The organism is Marinobacter shengliensis, from assembly GCF_030297115.1.
Taxonomy (GTDB): Bacteria; Pseudomonadota; Gammaproteobacteria; order Pseudomonadales; family Oleiphilaceae; genus Marinobacter; species Marinobacter shengliensis.
In genome coordinates this window covers 2,345,900-2,372,114 of sequence record NZ_AP028062.1, presented here as the reverse complement: position 1 = coordinate 2,372,114, position 26,215 = coordinate 2,345,900, and the positions used below count along the sequence as shown (strand labels likewise).

The following is a 26,215-nucleotide window of genomic DNA, read 5'->3' as shown; positions in this document are numbered from 1 at the left end:
ACCTGCTTGCCTGTGGCCACCTTCAGAGGCGGCGGAATCGAGTTTATATCTGCTTAACGGCAGCGTTTAGCCGACCTTTAGAAAAAAACGGAAAAAATTTGCCGCTGGGCACGGATTTTCCGTTACATGGCAATTTCCACCCGGCCAGGAGCCGTGACCGTTGCCCGAACCGTGCGTGCTGATTGCAGATTCTCAACCATCACTTGCTCGCCGACACTGGCACTGGCCAGCGCCTTGCCTCGGGAACTGACCGAGAACACCGCGGATTTGGCGGTGATGATAACATGATCGCCCCGCTCAACGGCATTGGGAGCTTCGAGCAGATCTGGCGTCAGCACCGACCCTGCATTAACTGGTCGCCTCACCAGCATGCCGGATACCTGTTCAATATCTGTGAGAATGCCCCGGCGGCTGGCGTTGATCTGCACCTGTTTTTCCTGCAAAAGTTCACCGCTGATGCGCTCACCGCGGGCCAGAGGCCGAGCCGCCACAAGGGCAGGGCCGTGTACTTCGACACTGGCTGTGACGAACATCCGCCATGGCCGCTCCCCGGCACAGGACACCATCACCGATGGCGATGTGGTCCTTAGGGGATCGTTGGTAAACGCGGTTTCGAGTGCCTGTTCGCAAGCAGCTAGGCTAAGCCGGCTGTCGATGCTGCCGACGGTGAAGTTCACCTCGTACTGTTGCTGGCGCTGCTCGTCGGCCCAGGTTTCGATAAATTGACCGGCGGCATCGCGTATCTCGCTTGCAGTGGTGGCCGCAGCCGCGGCGTTCAGGCCCAGGGTCGATAGGCAAAAGGTCGCTAAAAAGATGGTTCGCATCTGCACTGCTTTGTCCTATGCTGTCAGTTAGGCATATTTACGCGAGTTCCGTTAAGGAAAATGGCGCTGGGGCCGTTAACCCTGATTGGACACCCGGCGTCAATGTTTTGGTCCGGGTTCGCGTAAGCAAGTTGTTTAATAATAACTGAGCAAATTCTGTGCCGATCGTTGGCATGCCGGGAGTAGAAAGTTATGGCAGGGGTGTTGGACAGCGTTAACCAGCGTACGCAGTTGGTTGGTCAGAACCGGCTTGAGCTGTTGTTGTTCCGTTTGCGGGGGCGGCAGCTATACGGGATCAACGTTTTTAAGGTGAAGGAGGTCCTTCAATGCCCGAAATTGTCATCGATTCCTAACAGCCGCCAGGTGGTTCGGGGCGTGTCCCATATCCGTGGCGAGACCATCCCCATCATCGACCTGAGCATGGCCATTGGCATGGCAGGCATTCCACAGGAAGAGCTGGCAACAAGCTTTGTCATCATTACCGAGTACAACCGTAAAACTCAGGGCTTTCTGGTGACTGGTGTCGACCGGATCATGAATATGAACTGGGAAGATATCCTCCCGCCACCCAAGGGGGCTGGCAAGGATGTGTACTTGACGGCGGTCACCAAAATTGATGACAAACTTGTAGAAATCATAGATGTAGAAAAGATTCTTGCAGAAGTTTCTCCGCTCAGGGAAGATGTCACCGAAGAGCTGAAAACTCGCAGCGCCGAGCGTGTGCCCGGGCATTTGCCGGTACTGGTTGTTGATGATTCGTCTGTGGCGAGGCGCCAGATCGAGCGCTGCCTGACCGCGATCGGAATGGAAGTGGTCACCAAGAATGACGGTAAACAGGCGTTGAACTACCTCAAGGAGATTACGGGGGATGGTTCCACTGCCCGAGACCACTTATCGTTGATCATTTCCGATGTGGAAATGCCGGAGATGGACGGTTACACCCTCGTTACCAGAATCAAAGAGAATCCGGCGCTCAGCGGCATGTATGTGATGCTCCATACATCCCTGAGTGGCGTCTTTAACCGGGCGATGGTTCAGAAGGTCGGTGCCGATGATTTTATGGCGAAATTCAGCCCGGATGAGCTTGCCGAGCGCGTGATGGAAATTATTGACCAGAATTGATGCCTCGGCTCATGGACTTACCCACGATAGAGATCCAATGAAAGCGGAAATTACGCCTCAGGAATACGAAGCCTTCAAGACATTCCTGCAGGACGCTTGTGGCATTCTGTTGGGTGACAACAAGCAGTACCTGGTGAAGAGCCGTCTACGCAGGATTCTTGAGGAGAACAACCTGAATTCACTGGGTGAGCTTCTCGATCGCTTGAAGCGGGTGGGGCGCAGCGGCCTGCGTGAGCTGGTTATCGATGCCATGACCACCAACGAGACCCTCTGGTTTCGGGACAACCACCCATTCCGTATTCTTCAGGACAAGCTGTTGCCGGAGTTCGCCGAGCGCAATTCGCTCCAACCGCTTCGTGTCTGGTCTGCCGCCTGCTCAACCGGGCAGGAGCCCTACTCGGTAGGCATGGTGGTGGACGAATTCCGGCGCATTCGCCCCGGCAAGCTGCGTGACGTAAAGATCACCGCGACCGATATTTCCAAAAGCGTGCTGGAAGTGGCCCGGCGGGGTGAATATGAGATGATTGCGATAGGTCGCGGGCTTTCCCCGGAGCGGCAGAAGCAGTTTTTTACGCCATCACCTAACGGCGGGTGGCAGATCAAACCGCAGATCAAGGCCATGGTGGAGTTCAAAGAACTCAACTTGCTTGAGCGGTATATGCTCGGCAAATTCGATATCATCATGTGCCGGAACGTGCTGATCTATTTTTCCGCAGACCTCAAAAAGGACATTCTTACCCGCATGCACGGGGCGCTGAATCCGGGTGGCTACCTGATTCTGGGCGCCTCTGAATCCCTGAACGGCCTGCCTGATCTGTACGAAATGGTTCAATGCCATCCCGGCATTATCTACAGGAAGAAATAATCCATGCCGTTGAATGTCTGGGTGCTGGTGGCGGCCCAGGCGCTGGCCATGTGCACCGCGCCTTTTATCGTATTTATTGGCTCTATTCAGGGACGACTGCTGGCGCCTGCGCCAGAGTTGGCAACCTTGCCGGTCGGGCTGGTGGTGGTCGGCACGGTTCTGGCCATAAAGCCGGCGACATGGTTGATGGAGCGGATAGGGCGCAAACAGGTGATGCTTTTCGGCGCACTTGCAGGCATTCTCGCAGGTTTGCTGGGTGCGTACGCTTCCTGGCAATCGCACTTTACCCTGATGTGCCTTGCTGCCGTTCTGGGCGGTTCGGGCCTGGCCGTGGTGCACCAGTATCGCTTTGCGGCGATGGAGTCGGTAGCGCCGGACATGGCCGGCTCGGCAGCTGCAAGAGTGCTGCTGGGAGGCCTGGTTGCGGCCTGGTTGGGGCCTGAAGTAGCTAGCCTGGGCAGTGGGAAATCTGAATCCTTCCCGTTCCTTTACAGTTGGGTCGGGTTGGCCGTTGTTCAGGCCCTGGCGTTTATCATTCTTGCGTTCGGGTATCGCGCCAAGGCAGAGCGGGTCCCGGAAACCGTGGTTGGCGGGGGTCGCCCGCTCAGGGAGATACTGGCAAATCCGCTGGTGTGGACGGCTATCAGCGGCGCCGCCATCGGCTATGCGGTGATGAGCTTTATCATGACTGCAACCCCCTTGAGCATGACCGAAATGGCCGGTCATGATCTGGATGATGCCAAGCGGGTTATTCAGTTACACATTATGGCCATGTATCTTCCGTCTCTTATTTCTGGTTGGCTGACCCGTGTTGTCGGCATCCCCTTGATGATGGCGGCGGGATTATTGGCCTACCTGGCGTGCATTCTGCTGGCGGCCAGCGGTATCAGCTTTCATCATTATTTGTGGGCGTTACTGCTGCTGGGCGTGGGTTGGAATTTCCTGTTCGTTGGCGGGACAACCCTGTTGCCCCAGGGTTACCAGCAGTCTGAGCGTTTCCGTGTGCAGGGCCTGAATGACATGATGGTGTTCACGGCTCAGGCGACAGCGGCCTTGAGTGCTGGCGCTGTACTGGCTTCGGTTGGCTGGGCAAGCCTGCTACTGGTGGCGGTACCATTATTGGTGCTGCACAGTGTGTTGATGTCGGTTTGGTTGCTGCGGTCACGAAGAGCCACCACAAACTAGGTTTACGCCATGGATCAGCTCAATCTCAGGCACCTCTATTATTTCTGGGTCATCAGCCGTGAGGGCTCGATTGCCAAAGCCAGCGAGCTGCTCGATCTTGCGCCGCAAACCCTGAGTGGCCAGCTTGCCACGTTCGAGGAATCAGTCGGAGGGCAGTTGTTCAGCCGGGAAAGGCGGCGTCTGGTCCTGACTGAACTGGGGCAATTGGTTCAGTCCTACGCCAACGACATTTTTGCACTGACTGGGGAGCTGTCTGAAACCTTGCGTCTGGCCCCCGCTGATCGCCCTCTGAGATTAGCGGCCGGCGTTTCGGCGTCAATTCATAAGCTGATTGCTTTTCAGTTGTTGCAGCCGGCTCTGAAGCTGAACAGGCGAGTCAACCTGGATTGCCGGACAGGTCGCGCGGAAGATTTGCTGCTCAGTCTCAAACGCAAAGAACTCGACGTCGTGCTGACAGACCGTATGCCTCAGACCGAAGCGGTCACAGATCGCTTCGCGGTTCATCCCCTGACATCCTCTACCATCAGTTTGTTTGCCGCCCCGGAGATGGCTGGGCGGCTTCGGGACGACTTTCCGGCCTCTCTCAATCATCAGCCCTTGCTGGCCAACGCCACGGATGCGCCGTATTTTCAGAAGTTGATGAACTGGCTGACCATCAGCAATGTCAGGATGGACCTGGTGGCCAGGGTAGACGACAGCGCGTTAATCAAGGTGTTCGGACGGGAAGGGTTGGGCGTATTTGCGGCGCCAACGGCGATAAAGGAGGAAGTGTGCCGCCAATATCAGGTGGAGGAGATTGCTCCTGTCAAAGCGGTAACCGATCAACTCTACGCCATCACCCGAAGCCGGAAGGTTGCCCATGAAGGTGTGCGGGCAATCTGTAGCGGCTTTGATTTACCTCGATAATATCGATGATTCTTGCTCAATAAATCTTATTTTCTCGAAGTCTTCGGCGGCGCATGATTGAACTGTGTCTGGCAACCTCTGAAGGAGTATCGCCATGAAAACCATTCACAAGTTCCGTCTTGAGCCTGGAAAAGAGCCGACCACGTTGACCCTGCGCGAGGGATGCAAAGTGGTTCGGTGCGAGTATCTGGTCGCCCAGAAGGCTGTTTTTCTCTGGGTGCAGCAACCTCTGAGTGTTACGGTCCCGATGGTGGAGCGGCAGTTCAGGGTTGCTATGTCCGGCGAGCCGGTGCCAGATGCCTATGAGTACCTGGATACCGCCCTCGATCCCTTCGGACCAGAGGCCTACCATGTATTCGAAGTGCCGGCTGGTGAAGGGATGGCTATTGGTAATGGCCACGAACGATTCGGCAGTGATGAGTTTGGCCAACCCGGTTGGCGCACCAATCTCGCCTCTTAGCCAGGTGGTGTTTGATGATGTTGTTGTAGTCGGGATAGTGCTCTATTTCGGCCCCTCTCGAGGGGCCGCTTTTGGTTAAATCAATCTAAGGGGAGGTGACCGGTCTTCACCCAGATGACCGTTTCCTGGTCAACAAACGGGTGATGCTGGCTCAGGTGTGGGCTACGTAACCAGGTTCCCTCGGGATAACGGCCATGCTCATCGCAGAACTCTCCGCTAAGTACAAAGATTTCCTCGCCACCAAAATGCCGATGGGGTTGAAATACTTCATTGGCTGGCCATTTAACCAGTGCCACATGCTCATGCTCGAACTCATGCAGCGGCATTACCTGAAGTCCGCCAATGCCAGGCAACCATTCTGCGGTGTTGGTATCGACACGAACCGTGGCCGTATCCCGTTGATCAAACTGGTGTAGCTTCACCAATAACGTACAGCCTTGTTTACTGAAGGGTGCATGCCCGCTACCAGGCGGATTACGCAAGTAAGTGCCTGCCGGGTAGTGGCCGGTTTCGTCAGAGAATACACCATCCAAAACCAGTATCTCTTCGCCCAGCGGGTGTTCATGACGGGCAAAGGCCGAGCCCGGAAGATAACGAACCACGCTGGTGGCGTGTCCCCGTTCGGCTTCCGCCCGGGCCAGGGGTTTACGTTCAACCCCGGCGGCGGGGCTGGCAACCCAGGGTTGCTCGGCGGTACGAATCACCACCCGTTGGGCGAAATCCATATTCAGCATGAACACCTCATTGTTTCGGTTATTTGATCAGCGCCTGAATATCCCGGAAACGGGGGTGCTTGCAATGTACCATCCACTCGAAGGTCACCATCTCGGTGGTGACAATCCGGGCGCCACTCTGGTGCAGGCGGTCAAGTGCGACATCCCGGTCGAAGTCGTTACGGGAGCCGGTGGCATCCGCTACCACCCATACTTTATAGCCGGCATCCAGCAAACTCAGCGCCGTTTGCAGCATACATACGTGGGTTTCACAGCCGCCGATGACAATTTGCTGGCGCCCCTCCGGTAGCTGATCAATCAAACCGTCCGGGCAGGCATCAAAGTGATGTTTGCCCACCGTGACGTCACACAGTTCCCGCACCGACTCAACATTCGGCCCCAACTTCTCGGGTAGCTGCTCCGTGCCCACCACCGGTACCTCCAGCAGACCTGCAATGGTGGCCAGCAAGGTACAACGATCAGCCACTTCAGCGCCCTGGCTTATGGCGGGCATCAGGCGTTCCTGAACATCAACAAGTAGCAACGTGGATTGTTCTGCCTTCATCAGCATGATTTTTCACTCCGGGTTAAAGGATCTGGCTACAAGAATGAGCAATTATCCCTGATCAAACAAATTTTTCAGGAATCTCGCTGGAGACAGTTGCCAAACGCCCCCAAAACCATTAAAGTTTGCGCCCTCAAATGAGCGACGACATCGCTGATTTGAAACAGTTTATTGGAGAGGTGGCCGAGTGGCTGAAGGCGCACGCCTGGAAAGTGTGTATACGTTAATAGCGTATCGAGGGTTCGAATCCCTCCCTCTCCGCCAATATGAAACCCCAGCAGGAATGCTGGGGTTTTTTATTGGCTGTGAGGGCGGGTGAGAATCCTCGCGGGTTCGACCGTAGGCTGCGCAGCAGCCGTAGGAACGTCGGAGCATAGCGACGACGACCCCGAAGGGGAGAGGCCCGAAGGGCCGAATAATCCCTCCCTCTCCGCCAATATGAAACCCCAGCAGGAATGCTGGGGTTTTTTGTTTCTATATCCCCCCCTCATCGGCTTCCCCGAGTCTCCTTAAACTGACCTCCGTCAAACCACTTTTTGTCTCTATCACTTATCCTGCTCTGTTAAACTCTATGGCATAACGTTATTCCAAAACGGAGATAAGAGATGAAGAAAGCCAAACTTGCGATCTGTGTTGCCCTGGCAGGCATGGCGTCTGCCCCCGCATTTGCCCAAAAGGTCGAGATGCCTGACCTGGACGTGCGTGTGTATGGCTTTATCAACATGGCCATCATGCATTCCGACACCGGCAATGGTTCCGAGCAGTACATCGTGGACAACGATTATGCTTCCAGCCGTGTGGGCGGTGTGATCAGCACGGATCTCCCGGACACCGGCCTGAAGGTGGGCGCTCATCTGGAGTGGGAATACCAGCATAACCCGTCGAATCTGGTGACACCGGAAAACCGCTCCATCAAGGGCGACTTTGATGAGCGCATTATCAGCCTGTTCGTTGAGGGTGCATACGGAAAGTTGACCTTAGGGCAGGGGCCTGGTGCGGCTGATGGCGCGACCGAAGCCGACCTGTCTGGCACCAAGGTCGTCACGTTCCCGGATCTCGCATTGGTAGGCGGCGCCCTGCCGTTTGTGGAGAAGAGTGGCGGCGCTAGCCCGACGGTTTTTCAGTCTATTCGAAGTCAGGATTTCGAGTCCCGCTACGACCGTTTGCGTTATGACAGCCCGAAGTTTGGGCCTGTAAGCCTGGCTGTCAGCCAGGGCTATAAAGGCGAGCAGGACATCACGGAACTTGCCGCTTCCTATAACGAAAACATTGATGGCCTTGGCCGCTTGTCTGCCTCTGTTGGTTACTCCACCAAGGATGTAGGGGGCGCCGCAGGTGATCTGGAGACCATCGGAGGCTCGGTTTCCTGGTTGCACGATACCGGTATCAACCTGGGTGTGGTGTACTCGAACACCGAAAACGATGCAGGTCGTGACTCTGACTTCAGCATGTTAAAGGTTGGATACAAGACTGGAAAGCATGCCTTTACAGTGCATCGTGCCCAGGGCAAGGACTTTAATCCGGTTGTTGTAACGCCCGGAGCAAACGAAGGTGACCCTGAGGTTCGTACGACCATTGCGGGCTCCGATGTTGAGGTCTTCGGCGTCGCTTACGTCTATCAGCCCATCAAGCGTCTCGAGATCTACGCCGTCTATAACAATTTCGCACTGGATGCAGATGCCGGTGACTACGATGATGTACGTGTTGCGATGGTTGGTAGCCGTTTTCACTTCTGACGTTAAAGCGCTGCTTGGGGTTTAGTTCCATTCGGCTCGCAGCGATCCTGGGCTGAACCCCTGATTTGCGATTGCCTTGCCAACTTTACGGGGTGATCTTGCATAAGTCGGTCGTAGTCAGCTGGTGCATATTCCCGAAAATTGGTTTACTGTTGGTTACACAGGTTTGATATACAGTAACGTTTAAGCATTCATGAACAGGGACAAACATGGCGACCATCAATCCATCTCAGGAAGAGCTCCGCAAAGTTTTGCAGGAAACCCCCAAAGATCAGCCCGTTGTGATGCTGAATCTTTTACGGTTTCGCGACCGGGCTGCTTACCAGGATGACGCTCACGATTGTTCAGGCCGTGATGCCTACAAGCGATATATGGAAGAAGCTGCGGAATGTGTTCGCACCGTTGGTGCTGAAGTGATCTGGTCGGGCCGCTCTGTAGGTTCGCTGATTGCTCCGCCCGATGAGTCCTGGGATCAGGTCTTGCTGGTGCGCTACCCGTCGATCAATGCCTTTCTGGCCATGATTGAGAGCCCGGAATATAAAGGTGTGGTCAAGCACCGCACGGCGGCGCTGGAAGATTCCAGGCTGGTTGCCAATGTTGAAGGTACGCCCTGATCTGGTATCCCGTCTGGTTAAGGAACTAGCCAGACGGGACACTACGTAAGCCAGCCTGCTTGCTGAATGGTCATGTATGCGGCAGTACCCGCGGCTATGGAGAGAAGCGCGTTACGCCGCCACAAGTGAATGATGACCACCAGCAACCCTGGAACTAAGGCGTCCAACCCTGGCGCGCTGGCGCCCCAGTTTGCCGACCTCTGAAGAAAAATCACCGCAAGCAATGCCATGACAGCTGCCGGTAGAAAGCGGCCGATATGCTTTATCAGGGGGTGCTCGGTGTGGCGCTCGAAAAACAGGAACGGCACCACACGGGTTGCAAAGGTTGCACCGGCAGACACCGCAATGAAGGCCGCCAGATAATACTGCTCAGCCATGGCTTACCTCACCGCCGTTTGTGCGCTTGTGTAGCTTCCAGTAGTGGAGCAGCAGGGTGGTTGTGACCAGGGTAATCGCTGCAATCAACTGATGGGCTGGCGGTACCAGCAACATGGCCAGGCCCGCCGCCAGTGCGCCCGCCCAGAGCGGAAAAGTGTTGCCCAAGGCCTTGTATTGCTCAATGGTCAGAACGATGAACAGCGCTACCAGTGCAAACTCAATACCGGTGCTGTCGAAAGCGACCAGCTCACCAAGCAGGGCACCAATGGCGCAGCCCGTTATCCAGTAAAGCTGGTTGAACAGCGTAATTCTGAAATCAATAGCTTGCTCGTGTTGGCGATCAGGTGTCCTCGGCCTGCTGGTAAGCAGCGAGTAGGTTTCATCGGTGAGACCGAATATCAGATAGCCCTTGCGCCAACCGGCACCGCGGAACTGCCCCAAAAGAGAAAGCCCATAAAACAGGTGCCTGGCGTTAAGCACGAACATGGCCACAGCCACTTCCAGCAGTCCGGCACTTGCGGCCAGCAGGCTAACAGCGAGTATCTGGCCAGACCCTGCATAAATAACCAGACCCATCAGGGGCGCAACCCACCAGGCATAGTCCAGCTGCGTGGCGAACAGCACGCCGAAGGCCATGCCCAATGGCAGATAACCAAACAGGATCGGCAGTGTCAGTCGGAAGGCGTTCTGGTTCATTAGCATCCAAACGTTATGAAAGCGGCGATGATAGTGAATTGAAACAGGGTTTTGAAGTGCGCAAAAAGGCGCAATCAAGTATTTGACGCGAAATCCGAAATAAAAGTGTCATAAAACAGGCATACCCTCCACGGGTACCTTCCCGTCTGGAGTTGTCATGCTGTCCACCGTTCGAGCCCGCATCCTTTTCTTTGCTGTCCTTTCTCTTATTGCCGTCACAGGCCTGGCGGTTCTTTCCTGGATGATTATTCTCAAGGCCGAGGATGCCTCCGAGAATCTCATGCGCAACAATCTTCAGGACACCTGGGTGCTGATGGATCTTGAGCAGGATCATCGCCGGCTTCAGGACCTGGCTTTCAAGATAAAGGCGCAGTTACTGTTATGGGATGAGATCGAGACGGAGTTTGACTATCTGGACACCGCTTTGCGTGGCCATTGGAAGCGCGTGCAAGGGGCTGAGCGTTTGCGCAACTGGGCTGTCGATCATCAAGGCGAGTTTGATCGGGTGTTGGCTCTGATGGGCGACATGGACAAGGGTATTGAAGAGAAAAGTTACTACCGGGTAGGCCAGGTGGTCGATTTTCAGCTGTTTCCTGCGCTGGAGCCAATGCTGGAGGCCATAAACCAGCAACAGGCTGCCAGTCGGGACGATGTGGCAGCTGGCGCGGACGATTTGCTGGCGTTCCTCTCGGGGCAGAGAGTTGTTCTTCTTGGGGGCTCCCTGGCGTTCCTTGTGGTGGTCGTGGCCATGACCCTGTGGCTCAGACATTCGGTCATTTTGCGGCTGCAATACATGGAGCGGGAATTGATGGCAATGGAGGCCGAGTCTGACTTGTCACGAACGCCGGAGGTGGGCGGCCGCGACGAAGTGGCGGGCGTTGCCGGTGCGCTGGAAAGCCTCGTGCGACGATTTGAGGGTTTCATTGGCGATATCCGTCGTGCAGCGGCCGGCCTGGATGAGCGTTCTGCGGCGCTTGATGAGGGGGCTGAAGCCTTGCAGCGTGCCTCAGAGGAAACGGGACAACAAATCAGTGATGTCAGTGCGTCGATGACTTCAATTGCTGATCAGGCATCGCAGATTGAGCAAGCCACAGAGCTGTCGGCAGTCACTGTCCGGCAGGCCGTGGTTGCCAATGTGGAAGTGCAGGGCGGTTTGCGGAACAGCGAGCAGGCGGCAGAGCATACGGTTGAGGTGATAGCGCGGGTTTCCGAGTCCATTCACGCCCTCAATGACTCGACGGGCAAGATCGAACAGGTAATCGGTGTGATTGCCGATATTGCGGAACAAACCAATTTGCTGGCGCTGAACGCCGCCATAGAAGCTGCCCGGGCCGGTGAGCATGGTCGGGGATTTGCAGTGGTGGCAGACGAGGTGCGCACACTGTCCCGAAGGACGGCGGAGTCCACCAGCAACATCCGCCAGTGGGTGCAGGACCTTGTAACAGGCGTTGGTAGTGTCGATGGGCTTCTGGCGGAAATGCGAGAAGCGGGGGAGTTGAACCAGAGCAACCTCTTGGCGCTTAAAACTCACCTGGAGCGACTGAAAAACCAGTTCGATGAGCTGGAGCAGCACAGCGATCATATCCGCAGTTCCATTGGCCTTCAGCACGAGGAAATCGGCAGGGTAGGCCGCCGGGCTGTCTCATTGTCTGCCAGCGCTGACACCCTGACGGAGAACGTGGACAATGCGCGTCGGGTGAGTGAGTCGCTCAGGCAGGAGTCTGTATCTATGCGGCAGCTGGCCTCCGGCTTTCGAACCCGGTATGCGGATCAATAGCATGTGTCTCCAACAACGGGGGTTCTGATCGTCGCCATAAAACCGTAACATACAGCGACTGATTGGAGGTTTTATGAGTGACGAAGCAGCGCAGCAGCCGGAAGCGGACCCCCGGGAAGAGAAATTTGTGGTGGACGCCGGGTTGCTGACCGAAGACCAGCTGCAAGGGCTGGCTGAGGAGTACTGCACGCGTTACCACGGGTTGAACGACACCGAGAATCCACTGGCAGAGCGGGAGCGGGTGCTGTCTGCCGTGCGCCGGGGCGATCTGGTGGTCTGGTTTGATCCGGTCGAGAACACGGCTGGCCTTGGCAGCCCTTCCGCCGAAGTCTGAAAGCTTTTATTGGTTTGTCTGCAGGCTTTTGCCTGCGGTGCCTACCCGTAGGCTTTTCTAAACGTTACAATCAGTCTGTTTTTTTCATACCTGATGGCGAGGTGACATTTGATCAGGGTACTGGTTGTTGATGATCACGAGCTGGTGCGCTCCGGTATAACCCGCATGTTGGCTGACAATCCCGATATTGAAGCGATTGGCCAGGCCTCATCCGGTGAGGATGCGATTGAGTTTGTGCGCAAGGACCGCCCGGATATTGTCCTGATGGACATTCGGATGCCTGGCATTGGTGGCCTCGAAGCAACCCGGCGAATATTGCGTATTGATGATTCCATTCGGGTGATTGTTGTAACGGCCTGTGCCGACGACCCATACCCCGCCCGTGTCATGCAGAGTGGTGCCACCGCTTATATCACCAAGGGTGCTGATATTCAGGAGATGGTGCGAGCTATTCGCAAGGCCCACTCCGGCCAGCGGTACATCAGCCCGGAGATCGCCCAGAAAATGGCACTCAAAACGCTGGGTGGTGACCGTGAGGAAGACGGGGAGCTGTCCCGGTTCGAGCGGTTGTCTGAGCGGGAGATGCAGATCGCCATGATGGTGGTGGATTGCCAGAAAGTGCAGGACATTTCCGACAAGCTCTGCCTGAGCCCGAAAACCGTCAACAGTTACCGCTATCGTATTTTCGAGAAGCTCGAGATCTCCAGCGATGTCGAGTTGGCACTGATGGCGGTACGGCTTGGATTGCTGGATGCCGACAAGGTCTGAACCCGAAGATACCGTCGGGATGTTTGACAGCAAAGACTTCCTGAAGCAACTGACCGAGCGCCCCGGCGTTTATCGTATGTACGATGACACCGGCGGCGTGCTCTACGTGGGCAAAGCCCGCAACCTCAAGAAACGCGTCAGCAGTTATTTCCGCAAAACCGGCCTGGCCCCGAAAACCGAGGCCCTGGTGGGCAAGATTGCCTCCATCGAAGTCACTATTACCGGCAGCGAAACCGAAGCACTGTTGCTTGAACAAAACCTGATCAAATCCCTGAGGCCGCCCTACAACATCCTGCTTCGGGATGATAAGTCCTACCCCTATATCTATCTGTCGTCCCACAGTGACTACCCGTCGCTGACGTTCCGGCGGGGGCGTACCAAGAAGGGTGGTGGCACCTGGTTTGGCCCGTTCCCTAGCTCTGGGGCGGTCAAGGAAAGTCTTAATGTTCTACAGAAGGTTTTTCGTATAAGATCCTGTAGTGAAAGCTATTTCAGGAACAGGAATCGTCCCTGCCTGCAATACCAGATCAACCGCTGTACCGCACCTTGCGTGGAGTACATCAGCCCCGAGGACTACCAGCAGGATATTCGCCACGCCACCATGTTTCTGGAGGGTAAGAACCCGGCCATCATCCATGACCTGATGAATGCCATGGAAGCGGCATCGAAGAACCTGGAATTCGAGAAAGCTGCCGCTTACCGGGATCAGATCAACCATCTGCGCCATGTACAGGAGCAGCAGTCGGTCGACGGTGAGGGTGGTGATGCCGATGTTATTGCGATTGCCCAGGATGCCGGTGTGGTGTGTGTGGTGGTGATCATCGTGCGCGGTGGCCGGGTTCTGGGTACCAAGGACTATTTTCCCCGCTTTTCACTGGAGCAGTCCGAAGGTGAGTTGCTGGCGGCGTTTCTGGGCCAATACTATTTTGGCGGCGATACCCGCCGGGAGATTCCAAGAGATATTCTGGTGCCCGTGGCGGTTGAAGGTGAGGCGCTGCTGGCGGAAGCCCTGAGTGAGGCCGCCAATCGGGAAACCCGTATCCGTGGCAATGTACGTGGTGAGCGCCGCCGCTGGCTGGAACTGGCCATGACGAATGCCCGCCAGACTCTGCTGACCCACCTGGCCAGCAAAGAAACCGTGTACCGGCGATTGCTCGCCCTGAGGGACCTGCTGGAACTGGCAGAGACCCCGGCGCGAATGGAGTGTTTCGATGTCAGCCACAGCCACGGGGAAAATACCGTCGCATCTTGTGTGGTTTTCGACGAGAATGGGCCGCTGAAGAGCGATTACCGGCTATACAACATTGAAGGCGTGACCGCTGGCGACGACTATGCCGCAATGCGGCAGGTACTGACACGCCGGTATCGCCGGCTGGTTAGCGGCGAGGGCAAACGCCCGAGCCTGGTGTTTATCGACGGTGGTAAAGGGCAGTTGAACATTGCCCGGGAAGTGTTTGAAGAACTTGGGATCTCTGACATTCCGCTGATTGGCGTCGCCAAAGGTGTGACCCGCCGGGCGGGAATGGAGCAACTGATTGATGCCATGACCGGCGATGTTTTCCGGGTGCCCGCGGACTCGCCGGCGTTGCACCTGATTCAGCATATTCGTGATGAATCCCACCGTTTTGCCATTACCGGACATCGCGCTCGCCGGGACAAAAAACGCCGGCAATCCACCCTTGAGGGTATCGAAGGGGTTGGGCCCAAGCGCCGCAGGGAACTTATACGTTACTTTGGCGGCATACAGGAAATTCGCAAAGCCAGTGTGGATGAAATGACCAAAGTGCAAGGCATCAGCAAATCACTGGCTGAATCCATTTACGCGGCATTGCATGATGAATAGGAAGTCCATGAATTTACCCAACGTACTGACCATGTCCCGGATCGTGATGATTCCGGTGTTTGTGGTTGTTTTCTATCTGCCCATGCAATGGAGCTACATGGCCAGTGCCGTTATCTTCGCGCTGGCGGGAATCACCGACTGGTTGGATGGTTACCTGGCCCGAAAGCTTGACCAGAGCACGCCATTTGGCGCGTTTCTGGACCCGGTAGCAGACAAACTGATGGTGGCGGTGGCATTGGCGGTATTGATTGAAGAACATGCTGCGGTGCTGATGACCATTCCCGCTACCATTATTATCGGGCGGGAGATTGTTATCTCAGCGTTGCGGGAATGGATGGCGGAAATGGGTAGCCGGGCCAGTGTCGCGGTTTCTTATATCGGCAAGATTAAAACCACCGCCCAAATGGTCGCCATTGTTGGCCTGCTGGCGTTTCCGCCGGGGCAGTTGCTGGCGTATGTTTCGATCGGGCTGTTGTATCTGGCGGCGGTTCTGACGCTCTGGTCAATGGTGCTGTACCTGCAGGCGGCCTGGCCCGACCTGTTCCCGGATAACGATAACTAGTGTTGTCTGGCTTCGGCCAGACAGGCATAAGCCCAACGATTCGTGGCTTCGGCCAACGCTCGGGAACTCTCGCTGAAAGCCTCCATCAAGGCATCCACTGAGGCGCTCTCGGCGCGCTGCTCCACCCGTTGGCTTTTGCTGCATAGGCTGCGCCGGGTGCGATTGCCCATGACTTCTGTGTGTAACTCCACCACGACCGTAATACCCTCGCTGTGCCTGTTCTCGGCATGAAAGGCCGATAGTTCGGAAATCAGGGTATGGCTGGCAAACGCCGGGCTGGTGTCAGTGACCACATTGTCAAACCCGCCGTTGTATCGAAAACTCTGCACCAGATAGTCTCTGACCACCACCGGAATGCTGTCACGCCAGCGAACCGCCGGTAACGCCTGAAACTCATAAAGCGAAGGTTTAAGTAAGACCCTTGCGCTGTCCAGCGGGTCTGAAGCCAGTGGGGTATCAATTCTTAGTGAAACCGGCCGGGGGGCTTCCTGCATGGGCTCTGAGGCGTAAGGGGCGAGATCCAGAGCCCGTGGTGGTTCTGGTGTTGGGAACACGGTGCAGGCAGTCGTTAGCGTGGCTGCGGAGATATAAACCGCCAGCCGGCGGAGGCCGATTGTCATTGCTCAAATTCCTGGAGGTTGGGGCCGCCACGAAGGGTGCCTATTGGGTCTGCGTCGAGTCTGCGGGTAAAGGAATTCAGGTTGCGAAGAGTGTTGCGCATTTCGCGGAGTACCGGTGTTATGTCACCCAGGCCTTGAATCCCTGCATCCAACACCTGTTCATTGTCTTCGGTCAGTCGGTCCAACCGGCTCAGGGTAGGCTGCAAGGTAGACAGGGCCAGGGTCATGGATTCCAGCACCGGCGCGATTTCCTGCTCCAGGGTTTGGCGCGCCCGGTCCGATGTATCAGAAACCTTGATCGCGGCTTCCTCGGCGCGGATGGCGGCCGTGTCGAACTGAGCCATCAGGGCAAGCAACTCTTCCCGATTGGCGAGTAATGATTCCGTTGCAAGGCGTGTGTTGTCCAGAATGGCCGATACATTCTCCAGATTCTCCGACGCGAGCAAGCGGTTCATGCTGGTTAACAGTTGTTCTGCACTGGAGATCATGGCCTCGCCGTTGTTCAGCAGGTTGGAAAACGCCGATGGCTGTGCGTTGATGAGCGGTGGGTTGTCACGGTTACCCTGAAGTACCGGGCTGTCGGTTGTACCGCCGGTGAACTGGACACTCATGCTGCCGGTAATATTGGCAAGAACCAGCTCCGCCCGGGTGTTCTCCCGTACCGGGATGTCGCGATCCACACGCACCAGCACCCGAACATGGGCGGGATTGTCTGGTGCCAGGGACAGCTCGAGAACATCGCCAACCGGAACGCCGCTGTATAACACCGGATTGCCTTTAGACAGCCCGCCCACCGGGTGATCAAAGCCTATCTGGTAGTAAGCCCACTCGCGGTCTGCAGTCGATTTGCCCAGCCATAGTGCAAACAGAAGGGCAGCTGTTACTGCAGCCAGCGTGAACAGTCCGATAATAACGTGATGGGCCTTTGGCTCCATTAAACGGGCTCCTGTCTGGTCAGCCGGTTATGTGCATCAATCGCGGCCCGCCCCCTGGGGCCATGAAAGTATTCCTGTATCCATTCGTCGTCGGTCTTGGCGACGTTTTCAAGTGTGTCTGCCACCAGCACTTTTTTACGGGACAATACGGCTACCCGGTCACAGGTTGTGTACAGCGTATCCAGATCGTGGGTAACAAGAAATACTGTCAGCCCAAGGGCGTTCCTCAGGGTCACGATCAGTTCGTCGAACGCTGCCGCGCCGATCGGGTCCAGCCCCGCTGTGGGTTCGTCCAGAAACAGCACCTCCGGGTCCAGCGCCAGGGCGCGGGCCAGAGCGGCTCGTTTCACCATACCACCGGAAAGCTCGGCCGGGTATTTCAGGGCGGCATCTGCTGGCAGCCCGGTCAGGGCCAGCTTCATCCGGGCAAGCTCCTCGGCTTCCATGCGGGTAAGGCCCGCGTGCTCGACCAGTGGCAGCGAAACGTTCTGCACCAGATTCAGCGAGGTAAACAGAGCGCCTCCCTGGAAAAGCACGCCGAACCGCTGCTCATACAGAGACCGCTCTGTGCCAGAAAGTTCTGTGAGATCGACATCAAAAAGCTGAATGTGGCCGTCTGAAGGTGTGTTGAGGCCCACGATGCTGCGCAGCAAAACCGATTTGCCCGTGCCGGAACCGCCGACAACCCCAAGGATCTCCCCGGGAAAGAGGTCCAGCTCCAGGTCCTCATGGACCACGTGATCACCGAAACGGTTACACAGCCCCCGCACCTGGATCACCGGTGTTGAAGGGCTGTGGCCTTTCTGTGGTTTCATCTCCGGCATGACTTACCAGCCCATTTCCATGAAAAACAACGCCGCTATGGAGTCCAGCAGGATCACCATAAAGATCGACTGAACAACGCTGGAGGTGGTGTGTTCGCCCACCGACTGGGCACTGCCCGCCACCTTGAAGCCTTCGAGACAACCAATAACTGCAATCAGGAAGGCAAATACAGGGGCCTTTCCAATACCTACCAGAAAGTGCTTCAGGGCAATATCCCGCTCCACGATGGCTATAAACTGACTTGGTGGAATATCCAGCACCAGTGCGCAGACGGCGGCACCGCCCACCATTCCGGAGATCATGCCAATGAAGGTGAGCACTGGCAGGCTGACCATCATGGCCAGAACTCGCGGGACTACAAGCAGTTCCACCGGATTCAAACCCAGGGTACGAATGGCGTCGAGCTCTTCATTGACCTTCATCGCGCCGATGTGAGCGGTGAACGAGCTGGCGGTGCGCCCGGCGAGCAAAATGGCTGCCAGCAGAACGCCAAACTCCCGCAGGAACGAAAAAGCCACAAGATTCACGGTGTAAATCGTTGCGCCAAAATCTTCCAGCACTGTAGCTCCCAGAAAGGCGACAACGGCGCCCACCAGAAAGGTCAGCAGTGCAACAATGGGCAGTGCATTCAGCCCGGTGTCATGCACTGCAGCCACAAACGGCGTGATGCGCCACCGCTTTGGCCGGGGCAGGATATAAAACAGGGTGGCGAGGGTTTGCCCGATAAAGCCTGCAAGCATCCAGAGCAGGCGGGCAATGGCGGTCACTTTCTCTCCGACGTCGGCCAGAAAATCCAGCAGAGCGTTTTTCCGGGCGGGCTGCCAGGGTGCGCCTGCCATCGCCTCGGCAACGGTGATCAGAAGTTCCCGCTGTTCATCTGGCAGGTTGGCATTCTGCAGAAACCTCAGTGCCTGTTCCGGGCCTGTTAATCGGGCGATAAGCGCCGCCCCTGCCGTATCTACCCGGCTTAGCTCGTCGAACTGAATGTTGTTGATCGTGGCACCGCTGGCCTGAACCTCGGTTACCCGCCGGTTGAGTGCTGAATAATGGGAGAGGGTCCAACTGCCGGATAGAGTCAGGGTGTCACCGTTGCAGTCAAGGTTACCGGGGGTGTCGCGGTGTGCTGTCGTTGAATAGCCGGAATCAGTCGCCACAGGTGCCGTTAATCCTTGTCCGGTATGCAGAAAAGATAGTCTCAAGCTTAAAGATTCCGGAACGGGTCTGCCAGTATCTTTGGTTTTCCGTAACCTTGCCGGTGATCGGACCGGTCACGTTTCGGTCTTGTTATGCGGCGGGAAGGGAGGATCAAGCGTCCACGATTTGTATGAGAACGGTTAAAAATTGTACGGAATGAACGGCGTCTCAAAATTCTCTGTTAGAATAAGGCATCTTTTCAAGCAGGTAGCTTATCTTCCTGAATCCTGAGGTAACGTGCATGCCCAAGCATCACAATCGACGCGTTTTTTCATTGTTTTCCGGCCTGGCGGTTTCTTTAGCCATTTCCATACCGGCCCAGGCCCAGTCATTGGATGACCAGTTGCTTGCCCGTCTCGCCAGTGTTGCACCCAAGCTGAACCCGGAAGTGCTTGAGGCAGCCTTCAAAGCCACACACTGCGCCATCGCCAACGGCGTTGCCATGCCAGAACGGCTTGCAGTGATTGATTTCTCACTGCATTCGAGCCAGGAACGGATGTGGATTTTTGATCTGGAGCAGGGCGATTTACTGCTTCGGGACCTGGTTGCTCACGGTAGAAACTCAGGCAACGAAGAGGCAACCGCCTTCTCGAACATTGAGGGCAGTTATCAGTCTAGCATCGGGTTGTTCAAGGCCAGTGAATCCTATCGTGGTATGCACGGATACTCCTTGCGACTGGACGGCCTGGAGCCAGGCATTAACGATCTCGCAAGGCAGCGGGCCATCGTGATTCATGGTGCAGACTATGTAAACAGCAACTGGGTGGATCAATACGGGCGCATCGGCCGCAGTCATGGCTGCCCGGCGGTAGACCAGAAAGTGGTGCAAACCGTGGTGGACAACCTCAAAGGTGGCCAGTTGGTCTTCAAATACTACCCGGACCAGAACTGGCTGCAGACCTCCAGCTTCCTTAACTGCGACAGTGCTACCCAGGTGGCAGGCAATCGCGCGGCCCGTGGTGGCAATAGCTGAGGTAGCTCAGGAATCGCCGGTCGGGAAGCGCAGGTTGTGCTTCTCGACCAATTCTTTCGGCGGCGCGCTCGTTGAATAGTCACGATAGGCTGATGTTTCCATCATCCGTTTTAACCCTTCCAGTGTTCGAATTGGTGCATCGGTAGCCACAATATTGGCCACCCAGGCGGGCACCAGACCTCCCGGATCCATATGGGTGGTGAATGTTACCCGTATCCAGCCATCCTCAAGCGGTTCTACCAAAAAGCTGTTATCCAGCATGGGGATGCGCACGTAACCGGATTGCTGCGGGGCATCATCCGGGCGGCCCGTGGATTGCACCGTGACAGCGCCACCCGGTTCGTCCTGAAGGAATACGGACTTCATCACCACATCCCGGTCTGAGGCTGGCCAAACGCCATCAAATTTCATCCACAGTAGCCGCTCACCGTCATCTGTAACGTGGTAGTTGGCTTCCTGGCAGTTGTAGATCCACTGTTGGCACAGGGAGATGTCATCAATCACCGATAGCGCAGCCACCATAGAGTGCTGGATTTCAACCACACCGCGGAATTGTTTGATTGGTGTATCCGAAACGGTCCTGACATAGGTGTTGATGTCAGACCGTTCCTTGCCTTGCTGCTTGGGCGTCCATCCTTCGCCAGATGCGTGGCTGGCCACCATGGTTGACAGGGTAAAGAGGGTAGCGATGACGGTTGCGGGAACGCGCATGGTATTGGTCTGCCTGATAATGTGATTGGGTGTCATGGATTCTGAAAGATGTGGGGGCGATAAACCATTGCGCAGATAACGGTTCTGATGGGTTGGCCGGAAATGACAAAAAGCGGTGGTGTTGGCTAAAGTTTGTTCACAATTGCCGTAAAAACAAAAACTTGAAAAAAAGGTGTTGACGCCCCCGGCGGAATCCGTAGAATACGCAGCCGTTGACGAGGCAAAGCCTCTAGACGAAGAGCGGGAATAGCTCAGTTGGTAGAGCACAACCTTGCCAAGGTTGGGGTCGCGAGTTCGAATCTCGTTTCCCGCTCCAATTTCCAAGTCTCTCACGCCTCCTGAGAGCATAAGCCAGAATCTAGGCTTACCCGGCGCGGTGGCAGAGTGGTTATGCAGCGGACTGCAACTCCGTGTACGCCGGTTCGATTCCGACCCGCGCCTCCATTTTATTTTTACCTCACTAACCCACAGCAGCCTTTCCAGAGACTGTTGGCCTTTCGATCTCGTCCCCAAAAAGCAATGCGCAGAATCAGGGCGTGTGAGATTTACCCGCACACCCCGGGAATTGCCTGTGGCGATTATCTGGCTGCCTAGAAATCAACCAGCTCGAAAACGTTCTGGTATTGTCAGCTCATAAGTGATGCCTAGCCCTGGAATCCCGGGACCTGCGGCATTCCCTCTTTGAGAACTGAAATAGAGGAACCGGCCATTACCGGTAAACGCCGGGCCAGTCAGTTCACTGCCGCCACCGGGTATCTGCAACAGGATTTTTGACGGACCATTGGGGTTCATTACCATCAGTCGCATAGCGTCGCCGTCTTCGGCGACAATGACATCACCCATGGGTGATATGGTGATGTTATCAACATCATCGAATGGGGTGTTGGGGGCGATCAGTTGTTCGTTGTCGAATACAACCTCTATCAAGTCGTTGTCGATGTCCAGGGCGTACACTCGGTTGTCACCTTTGCAGGCAAAATAGACCACCGCACGTAGCGGGTTGTTCGCGCCGCTCACCAGCGGTCGCTGGCCTTCCGGCAGTTCCTGAAGCCAGATCCCTTCACCGCCTTTGAAAACAGTGCCTGGGGCCCCGGCGCCAGTAGCAATCTCGATTTCCGAACGGACCTGGCTCTGAGGTCGGTCCGGGGACTGAACGGGTACCCAGCGAACCCGCCTCACCGTTCGGGCTTCGGCCAGGTCTTGTTGATATGCGCCGGCTTCGAAGCCCTCAATTTCCAGGACCTCCAGGATTCCGTTATCCATATCCAGCCCCGGCTTTCCATTGATGGATGCGGCCATACCGCCGGACCTGAACCGGTACAACCGGCCGCTTCCCGAGTCTTCTGTAAGGTAGAGTGTTTTCGTTGTGAGATCGACTGCAACCGCTTCGTGGTTAAAAATGCCCAGCGCCGGGAGTTCTCTTGCGGTATCCGGTGTGCCCAAAGGATCGCATTCGTAAACCCTGCCGTCGGGAACTTCTTCACAAGATAGCCAGGTTTGCCAGGGCGTGGGGCCACCAGCACAGTTTTGGCGGGTGTTTCGAAGGATGGGGTAGCTGTCTGTGATCTCGCCATCACGATTGAATCTCAGTACGCCGACGCCGCCCGCCGGAGTGATTTCGCTGTTGCTGACGTAAATCCATCCTCCGTCATCAAGATCAAATACCGCGCCGCCATCCGGAAAGATGTGCCATGGGTAATTGATCAGCCCCAGTGAAGGCAGAGGGATTGCCGTGGAGCTTGTAAGCCCGGAGACGGCAACTCGACGGATCTCAAACTCTGGGGGAATCAGAATGCCGTCAACCCCACTGTTTTCGAGAGGGCCAATGCTCATGAGAGGCCCGGGAGAAAGCGGAAGTTCCATGGCCAGGATGTCCGCGGGTGTGTCGCCCAGGTCGGGTACCGGGTTTAGATTCGGTGCAGGCGGATTGTTAAGTGGGTTGCCACCGCCGGATCCTCCCACACAAGCGCTCACTGCCACGGTTGAGCCACCCACCAGCAGTATCTGCAGAAACCGTCGTCTCTGATAATTCATGTGAATTCCTTTCATATCGTATAACCATAATTAAACCGACTAACAGGCAGCCTAATACTCCTTTGTGGCAATTTCGTTACGATGGTGTGACGACGGAAAGCATCGATGAATCAGTTGAACTTTTGTTGGAATGCATCGCATAATACAATTCATGCCGATCTCAAAGGGTTAGGGATGGCATTCTAATAACAAGAGAGGAATTCCTGATGCGCCACTACATCCGTTGCACTAATAGCCTGCGCTTTGCTTGCGCAGCTGCCATGACGGTGAGTCTTTCAGGCTGCCTTGATAGCGGCTCCAGCGATGCACAACAGCCTGCTTCCAATCCACAGGTAACGGAAAGGCCGGCAAACAACGGTTGTGAAAATGCCGCCCAGGCGTGTGATGTTCCCGCGATTGTGCCAATTTCGTGTTCTGCAAACACACCCACCCAAGGTGGCCGCAGCTATCCGGTTGCCATTACGTCGAGCTCCGGAGAAACCATTTCCTTTCAGGTGCTGGAGCCCATCGGAGGCATTGACTGTCGGCAGGGGCATCCTCTGGTCTTGCATGGCCATGGTTTTGGCGGATCACGCTCCACCTCCGGTTTCGACAACTACCGGGAGTCGGGCTTTGTCGTGATATCCATTGATCAGCGTGGCTTTGGCGAGAGTACGGGTACCGTGAGAGTTATGGACCCGGAGTTCGAAGGCCGCGATCTGATTCAGATACTGGATTGGGCAGAGGATAACCTCGAGTACCTTCAGTATCGGCGCGAGCCGTCCTTGCCACCGGAGCTGAACCCGAATCCGGTAGTCGGCGCTATAGGTGGCAGTTACGGTGGTGGATTTCAGTTATTGCTGCACGGGCAAGACCCGAAGCAGCGACTGGACGCGCTGGTTCCCGATATCACCTGGTATGACCTGCGGTCGAGCCTCAACCCCGGGAACGTGATCAAGACCGGCTGGGATCTGGTGCTTGTAGCTGGCGGTGAAGCCGGATCAACCGGTAACGGAAACGGCGGGCTGGACCCGATTATCCGTGAAATTCTCGCGCAGGGGCTCCTCTTGAACCGTTTTCCCGAATCCGGGTTGGATTTCTTCTTCTACCATAGCCCCGCTTATCGCTGTACCGGTGAACCACTGTCGGTACCCGAATCTCCGGATTTGTTGAGTTTTCAGATTGCTCCGCCAGCCTATGACGTGCCGCCAACTCCGTTCCGGCCCGTTAATGTTTTGCTTACTCAGGGGATGAAAGACACGCTGTTCAATTTCAACGAAGCCTGGCGAAATTTCGATTGTCTGCGTGCCCGGGGAGGCGATGTCAGATTGCTCACACACCAGACCGGTCATATTCTCCCCGTTGAAGCGCCAGACGAGCTGCAGCCGGCTGAGTACGTTGATCCAACCGCAAGCTTATTGGAGATCCCGGGGTTTCAGTCTGCCGGCGGGGCTTTTGCCTGCGGCGATGTCTCCATATCGGATGCCACTCTAAATTGGCTCCAGCACCATCTACAGGGCAAGCCGCTGGCGGACTATTTTGACGGGACTGATCAGAACGTCTGCCTTTCTCTGGAAGATGGGGCTGCAGTTCAGGTGCCGGTCGATTCCTTCCCGGCACCTGGCGCACCGGGCACGTTACTAAGCGGTGATGCCGTAGTGGAGCGCATGGTGAGTGCCGACATGCCTGTTCCGAACGGCGCCACCGCGGCGGCGACGCCGACCTTGCCACCTGAGGCTTTGTTGCTGGGCAAAGCCGGCGCCGATGGTGTAACAATCGGAGGTATTCCCACAGCTCTTGTAACTGTGTCCGATATACTCGGTCGAACAGAATGCGCGGCTGGCCTTAGTCAGTATGAGCCGGGCTGCGACGCGATTCTGTTTGTCGGGTTAGGTAAACGCAGTGAGGGCAGCAGCCGGTGGCAGCTGATCGATGATCAGATCCAACCGGTCAGGGGCCTGAAAAAGGCAGAGGTTGTTGAACTGGTCGGAGTCGCAGAAGCGCTGAACCCGGGCGACGAGCTGGCACTGTTGGTCTACGGATTCCACCCTCAATACCCGCTGAGTGGGTCGAGAGACCTGCTATTGCAGGCCGTTAACTTTGAGGCGACCGTTCAGGTACCCGTACTGCAAGGAACACTTGTCAACGAGGGGTAAGGGCTGGCGCCGGTGGGAGTGGGGGGGCTTACCATAGCTTCCGCTCCCACCAATAATCCTCGGCTTTCAGCGCCCCCTTTACCGCCGCTACACCCAGTTGCTTGAATGGCTGCACAGGCCAGCGCACTGGTGTTCGATTTACAAACCATGCCTCGGTACGCTTGCTTTCCAGGCCGAGGGCCAGCTCAGCCAGGGTTTTCCCGCTGTATTGCGTCAGGGATACACCATGGCCAGTGCATCCGCACAGGTACAGCGTGCGATCATCTTTGTAGAATCCAAGGTTGGGAACCATGTCGAGTGTGACCGACACCGGGCCACCCCACTGATAATCGATGTCAATCTCCGCCAGTGGCGGGAACAGGGTTTTCAGGTGTTTTTCCAGTGTCCGCCATGTTGGTTTGTGGTGGTCGAGGCTCATGTTCTGGCCTGCGGTGGTCACCACGTTGGCGCCGCCAAAGGTAATGCGCCCGTCTGCCGTTGGCCTCAGGTAGTGAACCAGGTGCCGGTTGGTCTCTATACCGTAGCGTCCGGCCCAGCCGATGGCTTGCCACTGCTCTGGAGTGAGGGGCTGGGTGACGATCTGATGTGTCCAGATGGGGGTCTGATTACGACGAAACGCTCCCATCTCCGGCAGTAGATGGCTGTATGCGTTGGTAGCCAGTACCACCTTGCTGGCGCTAACGGTGCCGCCGGACGTCTGCACGCTAACCCCGCCCTGGGGATAGGTGATGGCCTGGCATTGGGTGTTTTCATAGATATGGACGCCCAGCTTCTTGCAAATGGATTTCCAGTGCCGAACATGCTTCGCCGGGTTCAGGATGCCGCATCGTTGCTCAAACAGGCCGGCTTTAGCCAGCGGGCTGTGAAGCCGTTGCGAGAGCTGGTCTTCGCCCCACCAATCAAAGGAGCTTGAGAACCCCAGTTCATGGTACAGATCCTGCTGTTTTTGCAGGCGTTCACGATGTTTGTTGGTCAGTGCAATCCGTAGAAAGCCATTGTGTTCGTAATCACTGTCGAAGTCGTATCGGGTAACACAATCACGCACGTAGTCGACGGCATCTTCCATGTAGTGGTGGGCGGCCCGGGCCTTTTCCCTGCCGTGAAGCAGGCAGGTGATCTCGGGCTCAAAGCCGAACAGGGTCATTGAAAACCCGCCGTTGCGCCCTGAGGCCCCAAAACCAACGGCACTGCCTTCCAGAACGGTAACTTCGACTGATGGGTCCAGTTCCTTCAGGTGCGCTGCACAGGACAAGCCGGTGAATCCACCGCCAATAATCACAATATCGGCCCGGTGGTCTTCAATTAGCGGCAGGTTAGGTGAGTAGGGGCCAAATTGATTAAGCCAAAACGATCGGGTCTCTGGTGAGCCAAGTTTGCTGTAGTCTATGCCCATGGCGTTTATCACGTTGTTATACTTGAAGCCTTTCGGCGCGGCAGTGC

General features: G+C 56.1%; 26 protein-coding genes, 3 tRNA genes and 1 other RNA gene. 18 read left to right on the top strand and 12 right to left on the bottom strand.

The annotated features are described in order from the left end of the window. Positions 1 to 122: 122 nt before the first annotated feature. On the bottom strand, positions 123 to 824 hold the full coding sequence (gene flgA / locus QUE75_RS10895) for a flagellar basal body P-ring formation chaperone FlgA (RefSeq protein WP_171040053.1): 702 nt from the start codon (positions 822 to 824) through the stop codon (positions 123 to 125). A 192-nt stretch (positions 825 to 1,016) separates the two neighbouring features. On the opposite strand from flgA, the gene QUE75_RS10890 reads away from it, so the two are divergent. The 5 genes from QUE75_RS10890 to QUE75_RS10870 all read left to right on the top strand — a co-directional run bounded on the left by QUE75_RS10890 (position 1,017) and on the right by QUE75_RS10870 (position 5,362). Then, positions 1,017 to 1,946 carry a chemotaxis protein CheV gene (locus QUE75_RS10890; RefSeq protein WP_058091162.1) on the top strand — a complete coding sequence of 310 codons (930 nt, stop codon included), beginning with the start codon at positions 1,017 to 1,019 and terminating at the stop codon, positions 1,944 to 1,946. 37 nt (positions 1,947 to 1,983) lie between these two features. Continuing rightward, positions 1,984 to 2,811: a CheR family methyltransferase gene (locus tag QUE75_RS10885; RefSeq protein ID WP_061332199.1), complete on the top strand. Its 828-nt coding sequence runs from the start codon at positions 1,984 to 1,986 to the stop codon at positions 2,809 to 2,811. A 3-nt stretch (positions 2,812 to 2,814) separates the two neighbouring features. Continuing rightward, a complete protein-coding gene (locus tag QUE75_RS10880) occupies positions 2,815 to 3,996 on the top strand; it encodes an MFS transporter (RefSeq protein WP_106695860.1) in 1,182 nt (393 codons plus the stop codon). Between the two features lie 9 nt (positions 3,997 to 4,005). Continuing rightward, positions 4,006 to 4,902 carry a LysR family transcriptional regulator gene (locus tag QUE75_RS10875; protein WP_152438259.1) on the top strand — a complete coding sequence of 299 codons (897 nt, stop codon included), beginning with the start codon at positions 4,006 to 4,008 and terminating at the stop codon, positions 4,900 to 4,902. Positions 4,903 to 4,996: 94 nt separating this feature from the next. Next, positions 4,997 to 5,362 carry a DUF7352 domain-containing protein gene (locus QUE75_RS10870; protein ID WP_061332202.1) on the top strand — a complete coding sequence of 122 codons (366 nt, stop codon included), beginning with the start codon at positions 4,997 to 4,999 and terminating at the stop codon, positions 5,360 to 5,362. An 80-nt stretch (positions 5,363 to 5,442) separates the two neighbouring features. On the opposite strand, the gene QUE75_RS10865 is transcribed toward QUE75_RS10870, so the two are convergent. Further along, positions 5,443 to 6,096: a cupin domain-containing protein gene (locus QUE75_RS10865; RefSeq protein WP_286250024.1), complete on the bottom strand. Its 654-nt coding sequence runs from the start codon at positions 6,094 to 6,096 to the stop codon at positions 5,443 to 5,445. 19 nt (positions 6,097 to 6,115) lie between these two features. Continuing rightward, positions 6,116 to 6,646, bottom strand: a complete 531-nt coding sequence (locus QUE75_RS10860; RefSeq protein WP_286250022.1) for an isochorismatase family protein — start codon at positions 6,644 to 6,646, stop codon at positions 6,116 to 6,118. 167 nt (positions 6,647 to 6,813) lie between these two features. On the opposite strand from QUE75_RS10860, the gene QUE75_RS10855 reads away from it, so the two are divergent. From QUE75_RS10855 to QUE75_RS10840, 4 genes are all read left to right on the top strand, one after another. Beyond that, positions 6,814 to 6,904, top strand: a tRNA-Ser gene (locus QUE75_RS10855). A gap of 31 nt (positions 6,905 to 6,935) precedes the next feature. Further along, a non-coding RNA gene (locus tag QUE75_RS10850) (RtT sRNA) lies at positions 6,936 to 7,076 on the top strand. Positions 7,077 to 7,245: 169 nt separating this feature from the next. Further along, complete coding sequence (locus tag QUE75_RS10845; RefSeq protein WP_286250020.1) at positions 7,246 to 8,376, top strand: porin; 1,131 nt, start codon at positions 7,246 to 7,248, stop codon at positions 8,374 to 8,376. A gap of 209 nt (positions 8,377 to 8,585) precedes the next feature. Further along, complete coding sequence (locus tag QUE75_RS10840) at positions 8,586 to 8,990, top strand: DUF1330 domain-containing protein (RefSeq protein ID WP_058091156.1); 405 nt, start codon at positions 8,586 to 8,588, stop codon at positions 8,988 to 8,990. A 41-nt stretch (positions 8,991 to 9,031) separates the two neighbouring features. Here QUE75_RS10840 and QUE75_RS10835 read toward each other — a convergent pair whose 3' ends face one another. Both QUE75_RS10835 and QUE75_RS10830 read right to left on the bottom strand, forming a co-directional pair. Beyond that, positions 9,032 to 9,367, bottom strand: coding sequence for a branched-chain amino acid transporter permease (locus QUE75_RS10835; protein ID WP_286250016.1), 336 nt, complete (start codon positions 9,365 to 9,367; stop codon positions 9,032 to 9,034). Then, the gene (locus QUE75_RS10830) at positions 9,360 to 10,064 is read right to left on the bottom strand and encodes an AzlC family ABC transporter permease (protein ID WP_061332206.1); all 705 of its coding nucleotides are present in this window, start codon (positions 10,062 to 10,064) and stop codon (positions 9,360 to 9,362) included. The genes QUE75_RS10835 and QUE75_RS10830 overlap by 8 nt, the downstream gene beginning before the upstream one ends. A gap of 157 nt (positions 10,065 to 10,221) precedes the next feature. Between QUE75_RS10830 and QUE75_RS10825 the strand changes: the two genes are divergently transcribed. The 5 genes from QUE75_RS10825 (at position 10,222) to pgsA (ending at position 15,348) form a co-directional block, all read left to right on the top strand. After that, positions 10,222 to 11,841: a methyl-accepting chemotaxis protein gene (locus QUE75_RS10825; protein WP_230714244.1), complete on the top strand. Its 1,620-nt coding sequence runs from the start codon at positions 10,222 to 10,224 to the stop codon at positions 11,839 to 11,841. A 73-nt stretch (positions 11,842 to 11,914) separates the two neighbouring features. Next, the gene (locus tag QUE75_RS10820; RefSeq protein ID WP_058091152.1) at positions 11,915 to 12,175 is read left to right on the top strand and encodes a hypothetical protein; all 261 of its coding nucleotides are present in this window, start codon (positions 11,915 to 11,917) and stop codon (positions 12,173 to 12,175) included. Between the two features lie 108 nt (positions 12,176 to 12,283). After that, the gene (gene uvrY, locus QUE75_RS10815) at positions 12,284 to 12,943 is read left to right on the top strand and encodes a UvrY/SirA/GacA family response regulator transcription factor (protein ID WP_058091151.1); all 660 of its coding nucleotides are present in this window, start codon (positions 12,284 to 12,286) and stop codon (positions 12,941 to 12,943) included. Beyond that, positions 12,927 to 14,786 carry an excinuclease ABC subunit UvrC gene (gene uvrC / locus QUE75_RS10810; protein ID WP_138437503.1) on the top strand — a complete coding sequence of 620 codons (1,860 nt, stop codon included), beginning with the start codon at positions 12,927 to 12,929 and terminating at the stop codon, positions 14,784 to 14,786. Before uvrY ends, uvrC begins: the two co-directional genes overlap by 17 nt. A 7-nt stretch (positions 14,787 to 14,793) precedes the next feature. After that, positions 14,794 to 15,348, top strand: coding sequence for a CDP-diacylglycerol--glycerol-3-phosphate 3-phosphatidyltransferase (gene pgsA, locus QUE75_RS10805; RefSeq protein ID WP_230714248.1), 555 nt, complete (start codon positions 14,794 to 14,796; stop codon positions 15,346 to 15,348). On the opposite strand, the gene QUE75_RS10800 is transcribed toward pgsA, so the two are convergent. The 4 genes from QUE75_RS10800 to QUE75_RS10785 are packed head-to-tail and all read right to left on the bottom strand — an operon-like array spanning position 15,345 to position 18,882. Then, a complete protein-coding gene (locus QUE75_RS10800; protein WP_286250001.1) occupies positions 15,345 to 15,968 on the bottom strand; it encodes an ABC-type transport auxiliary lipoprotein family protein in 624 nt (207 codons plus the stop codon). The two genes, pgsA and QUE75_RS10800, sit on opposite strands and share 4 nt — an antisense overlap. Further along, complete coding sequence (locus tag QUE75_RS10795) at positions 15,965 to 16,903, bottom strand: MlaD family protein (protein ID WP_286249999.1); 939 nt, start codon at positions 16,901 to 16,903, stop codon at positions 15,965 to 15,967. The genes QUE75_RS10800 and QUE75_RS10795 overlap by 4 nt, the downstream gene beginning before the upstream one ends. Further along, complete coding sequence (locus QUE75_RS10790; protein WP_171040050.1) at positions 16,903 to 17,718, bottom strand: ABC transporter ATP-binding protein; 816 nt, start codon at positions 17,716 to 17,718, stop codon at positions 16,903 to 16,905. The genes QUE75_RS10795 and QUE75_RS10790 overlap by 1 nt, the downstream gene beginning before the upstream one ends. Before the next feature lie 12 nt (positions 17,719 to 17,730). Beyond that, positions 17,731 to 18,882 carry an MlaE family ABC transporter permease gene (locus QUE75_RS10785; RefSeq protein WP_396631655.1) on the bottom strand — a complete coding sequence of 384 codons (1,152 nt, stop codon included), beginning with the start codon at positions 18,880 to 18,882 and terminating at the stop codon, positions 17,731 to 17,733. Positions 18,883 to 19,163: 281 nt separating this feature from the next. Here QUE75_RS10785 and QUE75_RS10780 point away from each other — a divergent pair, with 281 nt between their 5' ends. After that, positions 19,164 to 19,895, top strand: a complete 732-nt coding sequence (locus QUE75_RS10780; RefSeq protein ID WP_058091144.1) for a murein L,D-transpeptidase catalytic domain family protein — start codon at positions 19,164 to 19,166, stop codon at positions 19,893 to 19,895. Positions 19,896 to 19,901: 6 nt separating this feature from the next. On the opposite strand, the gene QUE75_RS10775 is transcribed toward QUE75_RS10780, so the two are convergent. Then, positions 19,902 to 20,606 (bottom strand): START domain-containing protein, encoded by a 705-nt coding sequence (locus QUE75_RS10775; protein ID WP_286249994.1) that lies wholly within the window; start codon positions 20,604 to 20,606, stop codon positions 19,902 to 19,904. Between the two features lie 240 nt (positions 20,607 to 20,846). On the opposite strand from QUE75_RS10775, the gene QUE75_RS10770 reads away from it, so the two are divergent. Both QUE75_RS10770 and QUE75_RS10765 read left to right on the top strand, forming a co-directional pair. After that, positions 20,847 to 20,922 (top strand) — tRNA-Gly (locus tag QUE75_RS10770). A gap of 54 nt (positions 20,923 to 20,976) precedes the next feature. Continuing rightward, positions 20,977 to 21,050 (top strand) — tRNA-Cys (locus QUE75_RS10765). Between the two features lie 153 nt (positions 21,051 to 21,203). On the opposite strand, the gene QUE75_RS10760 is transcribed toward QUE75_RS10765, so the two are convergent. Continuing rightward, a complete protein-coding gene (locus tag QUE75_RS10760; RefSeq protein ID WP_286249992.1) occupies positions 21,204 to 22,640 on the bottom strand; it encodes an alkaline phosphatase PhoX in 1,437 nt (478 codons plus the stop codon). 206 nt (positions 22,641 to 22,846) lie between these two features. Between QUE75_RS10760 and QUE75_RS10755 the strand changes: the two genes are divergently transcribed. Continuing rightward, positions 22,847 to 24,775, top strand: a complete 1,929-nt coding sequence (locus QUE75_RS10755) for an alpha/beta fold hydrolase (RefSeq protein WP_286249990.1) — start codon at positions 22,847 to 22,849, stop codon at positions 24,773 to 24,775. 28 nt (positions 24,776 to 24,803) lie between these two features. Here QUE75_RS10755 and QUE75_RS10750 read toward each other — a convergent pair whose 3' ends face one another. Then, entirely contained in the window at positions 24,804 to 26,168 is a 1,365-nt protein-coding gene (locus QUE75_RS10750; RefSeq protein WP_286249988.1) for an NAD(P)/FAD-dependent oxidoreductase, read from the bottom strand. Between the last annotated feature and the right edge of the window lie 47 nt (positions 26,169 to 26,215).

What these genes read in the sequence shown, in the direction of transcription:
- flgA (WP_171040053.1), bottom strand. Translation starts at nt 824, where the DNA reads ATGCGAACCATCTTTTTAGCGACCTTTTGCCTATCGACCCTGGGCCTG.
- QUE75_RS10890 (WP_058091162.1), top strand. Translation starts at nt 1,017, where the DNA reads ATGGCAGGGGTGTTGGACAGCGTTAACCAGCGTACGCAGTTGGTTGGT.
- QUE75_RS10885 (WP_061332199.1), top strand. Translation starts at nt 1,984, where the DNA reads ATGAAAGCGGAAATTACGCCTCAGGAATACGAAGCCTTCAAGACATTC.
- QUE75_RS10880 (WP_106695860.1), top strand. Translation starts at nt 2,815, where the DNA reads ATGCCGTTGAATGTCTGGGTGCTGGTGGCGGCCCAGGCGCTGGCCATG.
- QUE75_RS10875 (WP_152438259.1), top strand. Translation starts at nt 4,006, where the DNA reads ATGGATCAGCTCAATCTCAGGCACCTCTATTATTTCTGGGTCATCAGC.
- QUE75_RS10870 (WP_061332202.1), top strand. Translation starts at nt 4,997, where the DNA reads ATGAAAACCATTCACAAGTTCCGTCTTGAGCCTGGAAAAGAGCCGACC.
- QUE75_RS10865 (WP_286250024.1), bottom strand. Translation starts at nt 6,096, where the DNA reads ATGCTGAATATGGATTTCGCCCAACGGGTGGTGATTCGTACCGCCGAG.
- QUE75_RS10860 (WP_286250022.1), bottom strand. Translation starts at nt 6,646, where the DNA reads ATGCTGATGAAGGCAGAACAATCCACGTTGCTACTTGTTGATGTTCAG.
- QUE75_RS10845 (WP_286250020.1), top strand. Translation starts at nt 7,246, where the DNA reads ATGAAGAAAGCCAAACTTGCGATCTGTGTTGCCCTGGCAGGCATGGCG.
- QUE75_RS10840 (WP_058091156.1), top strand. Translation starts at nt 8,586, where the DNA reads ATGGCGACCATCAATCCATCTCAGGAAGAGCTCCGCAAAGTTTTGCAG.
- QUE75_RS10835 (WP_286250016.1), bottom strand. Translation starts at nt 9,367, where the DNA reads ATGGCTGAGCAGTATTATCTGGCGGCCTTCATTGCGGTGTCTGCCGGT.
- QUE75_RS10830 (WP_061332206.1), bottom strand. Translation starts at nt 10,064, where the DNA reads ATGAACCAGAACGCCTTCCGACTGACACTGCCGATCCTGTTTGGTTAT.
- QUE75_RS10825 (WP_230714244.1), top strand. Translation starts at nt 10,222, where the DNA reads ATGCTGTCCACCGTTCGAGCCCGCATCCTTTTCTTTGCTGTCCTTTCT.
- QUE75_RS10820 (WP_058091152.1), top strand. Translation starts at nt 11,915, where the DNA reads ATGAGTGACGAAGCAGCGCAGCAGCCGGAAGCGGACCCCCGGGAAGAG.
- uvrC (WP_138437503.1), top strand. Translation starts at nt 12,927, where the DNA reads ATGCCGACAAGGTCTGAACCCGAAGATACCGTCGGGATGTTTGACAGC.
- pgsA (WP_230714248.1), top strand. Translation starts at nt 14,794, where the DNA reads ATGAATTTACCCAACGTACTGACCATGTCCCGGATCGTGATGATTCCG.
- QUE75_RS10800 (WP_286250001.1), bottom strand. Translation starts at nt 15,968, where the DNA reads ATGACAATCGGCCTCCGCCGGCTGGCGGTTTATATCTCCGCAGCCACG.
- QUE75_RS10795 (WP_286249999.1), bottom strand. Translation starts at nt 16,903, where the DNA reads ATGGAGCCAAAGGCCCATCACGTTATTATCGGACTGTTCACGCTGGCT.
- QUE75_RS10790 (WP_171040050.1), bottom strand. Translation starts at nt 17,718, where the DNA reads ATGAAACCACAGAAAGGCCACAGCCCTTCAACACCGGTGATCCAGGTG.
- QUE75_RS10780 (WP_058091144.1), top strand. Translation starts at nt 19,164, where the DNA reads ATGCCCAAGCATCACAATCGACGCGTTTTTTCATTGTTTTCCGGCCTG.
- QUE75_RS10775 (WP_286249994.1), bottom strand. Translation starts at nt 20,606, where the DNA reads ATGCGCGTTCCCGCAACCGTCATCGCTACCCTCTTTACCCTGTCAACC.
- QUE75_RS10760 (WP_286249992.1), bottom strand. Translation starts at nt 22,640, where the DNA reads ATGAATTATCAGAGACGACGGTTTCTGCAGATACTGCTGGTGGGTGGC.
- QUE75_RS10755 (WP_286249990.1), top strand. Translation starts at nt 22,847, where the DNA reads ATGCGCCACTACATCCGTTGCACTAATAGCCTGCGCTTTGCTTGCGCA.
- QUE75_RS10750 (WP_286249988.1), bottom strand. Translation starts at nt 26,168, where the DNA reads ATGGGCATAGACTACAGCAAACTTGGCTCACCAGAGACCCGATCGTTT.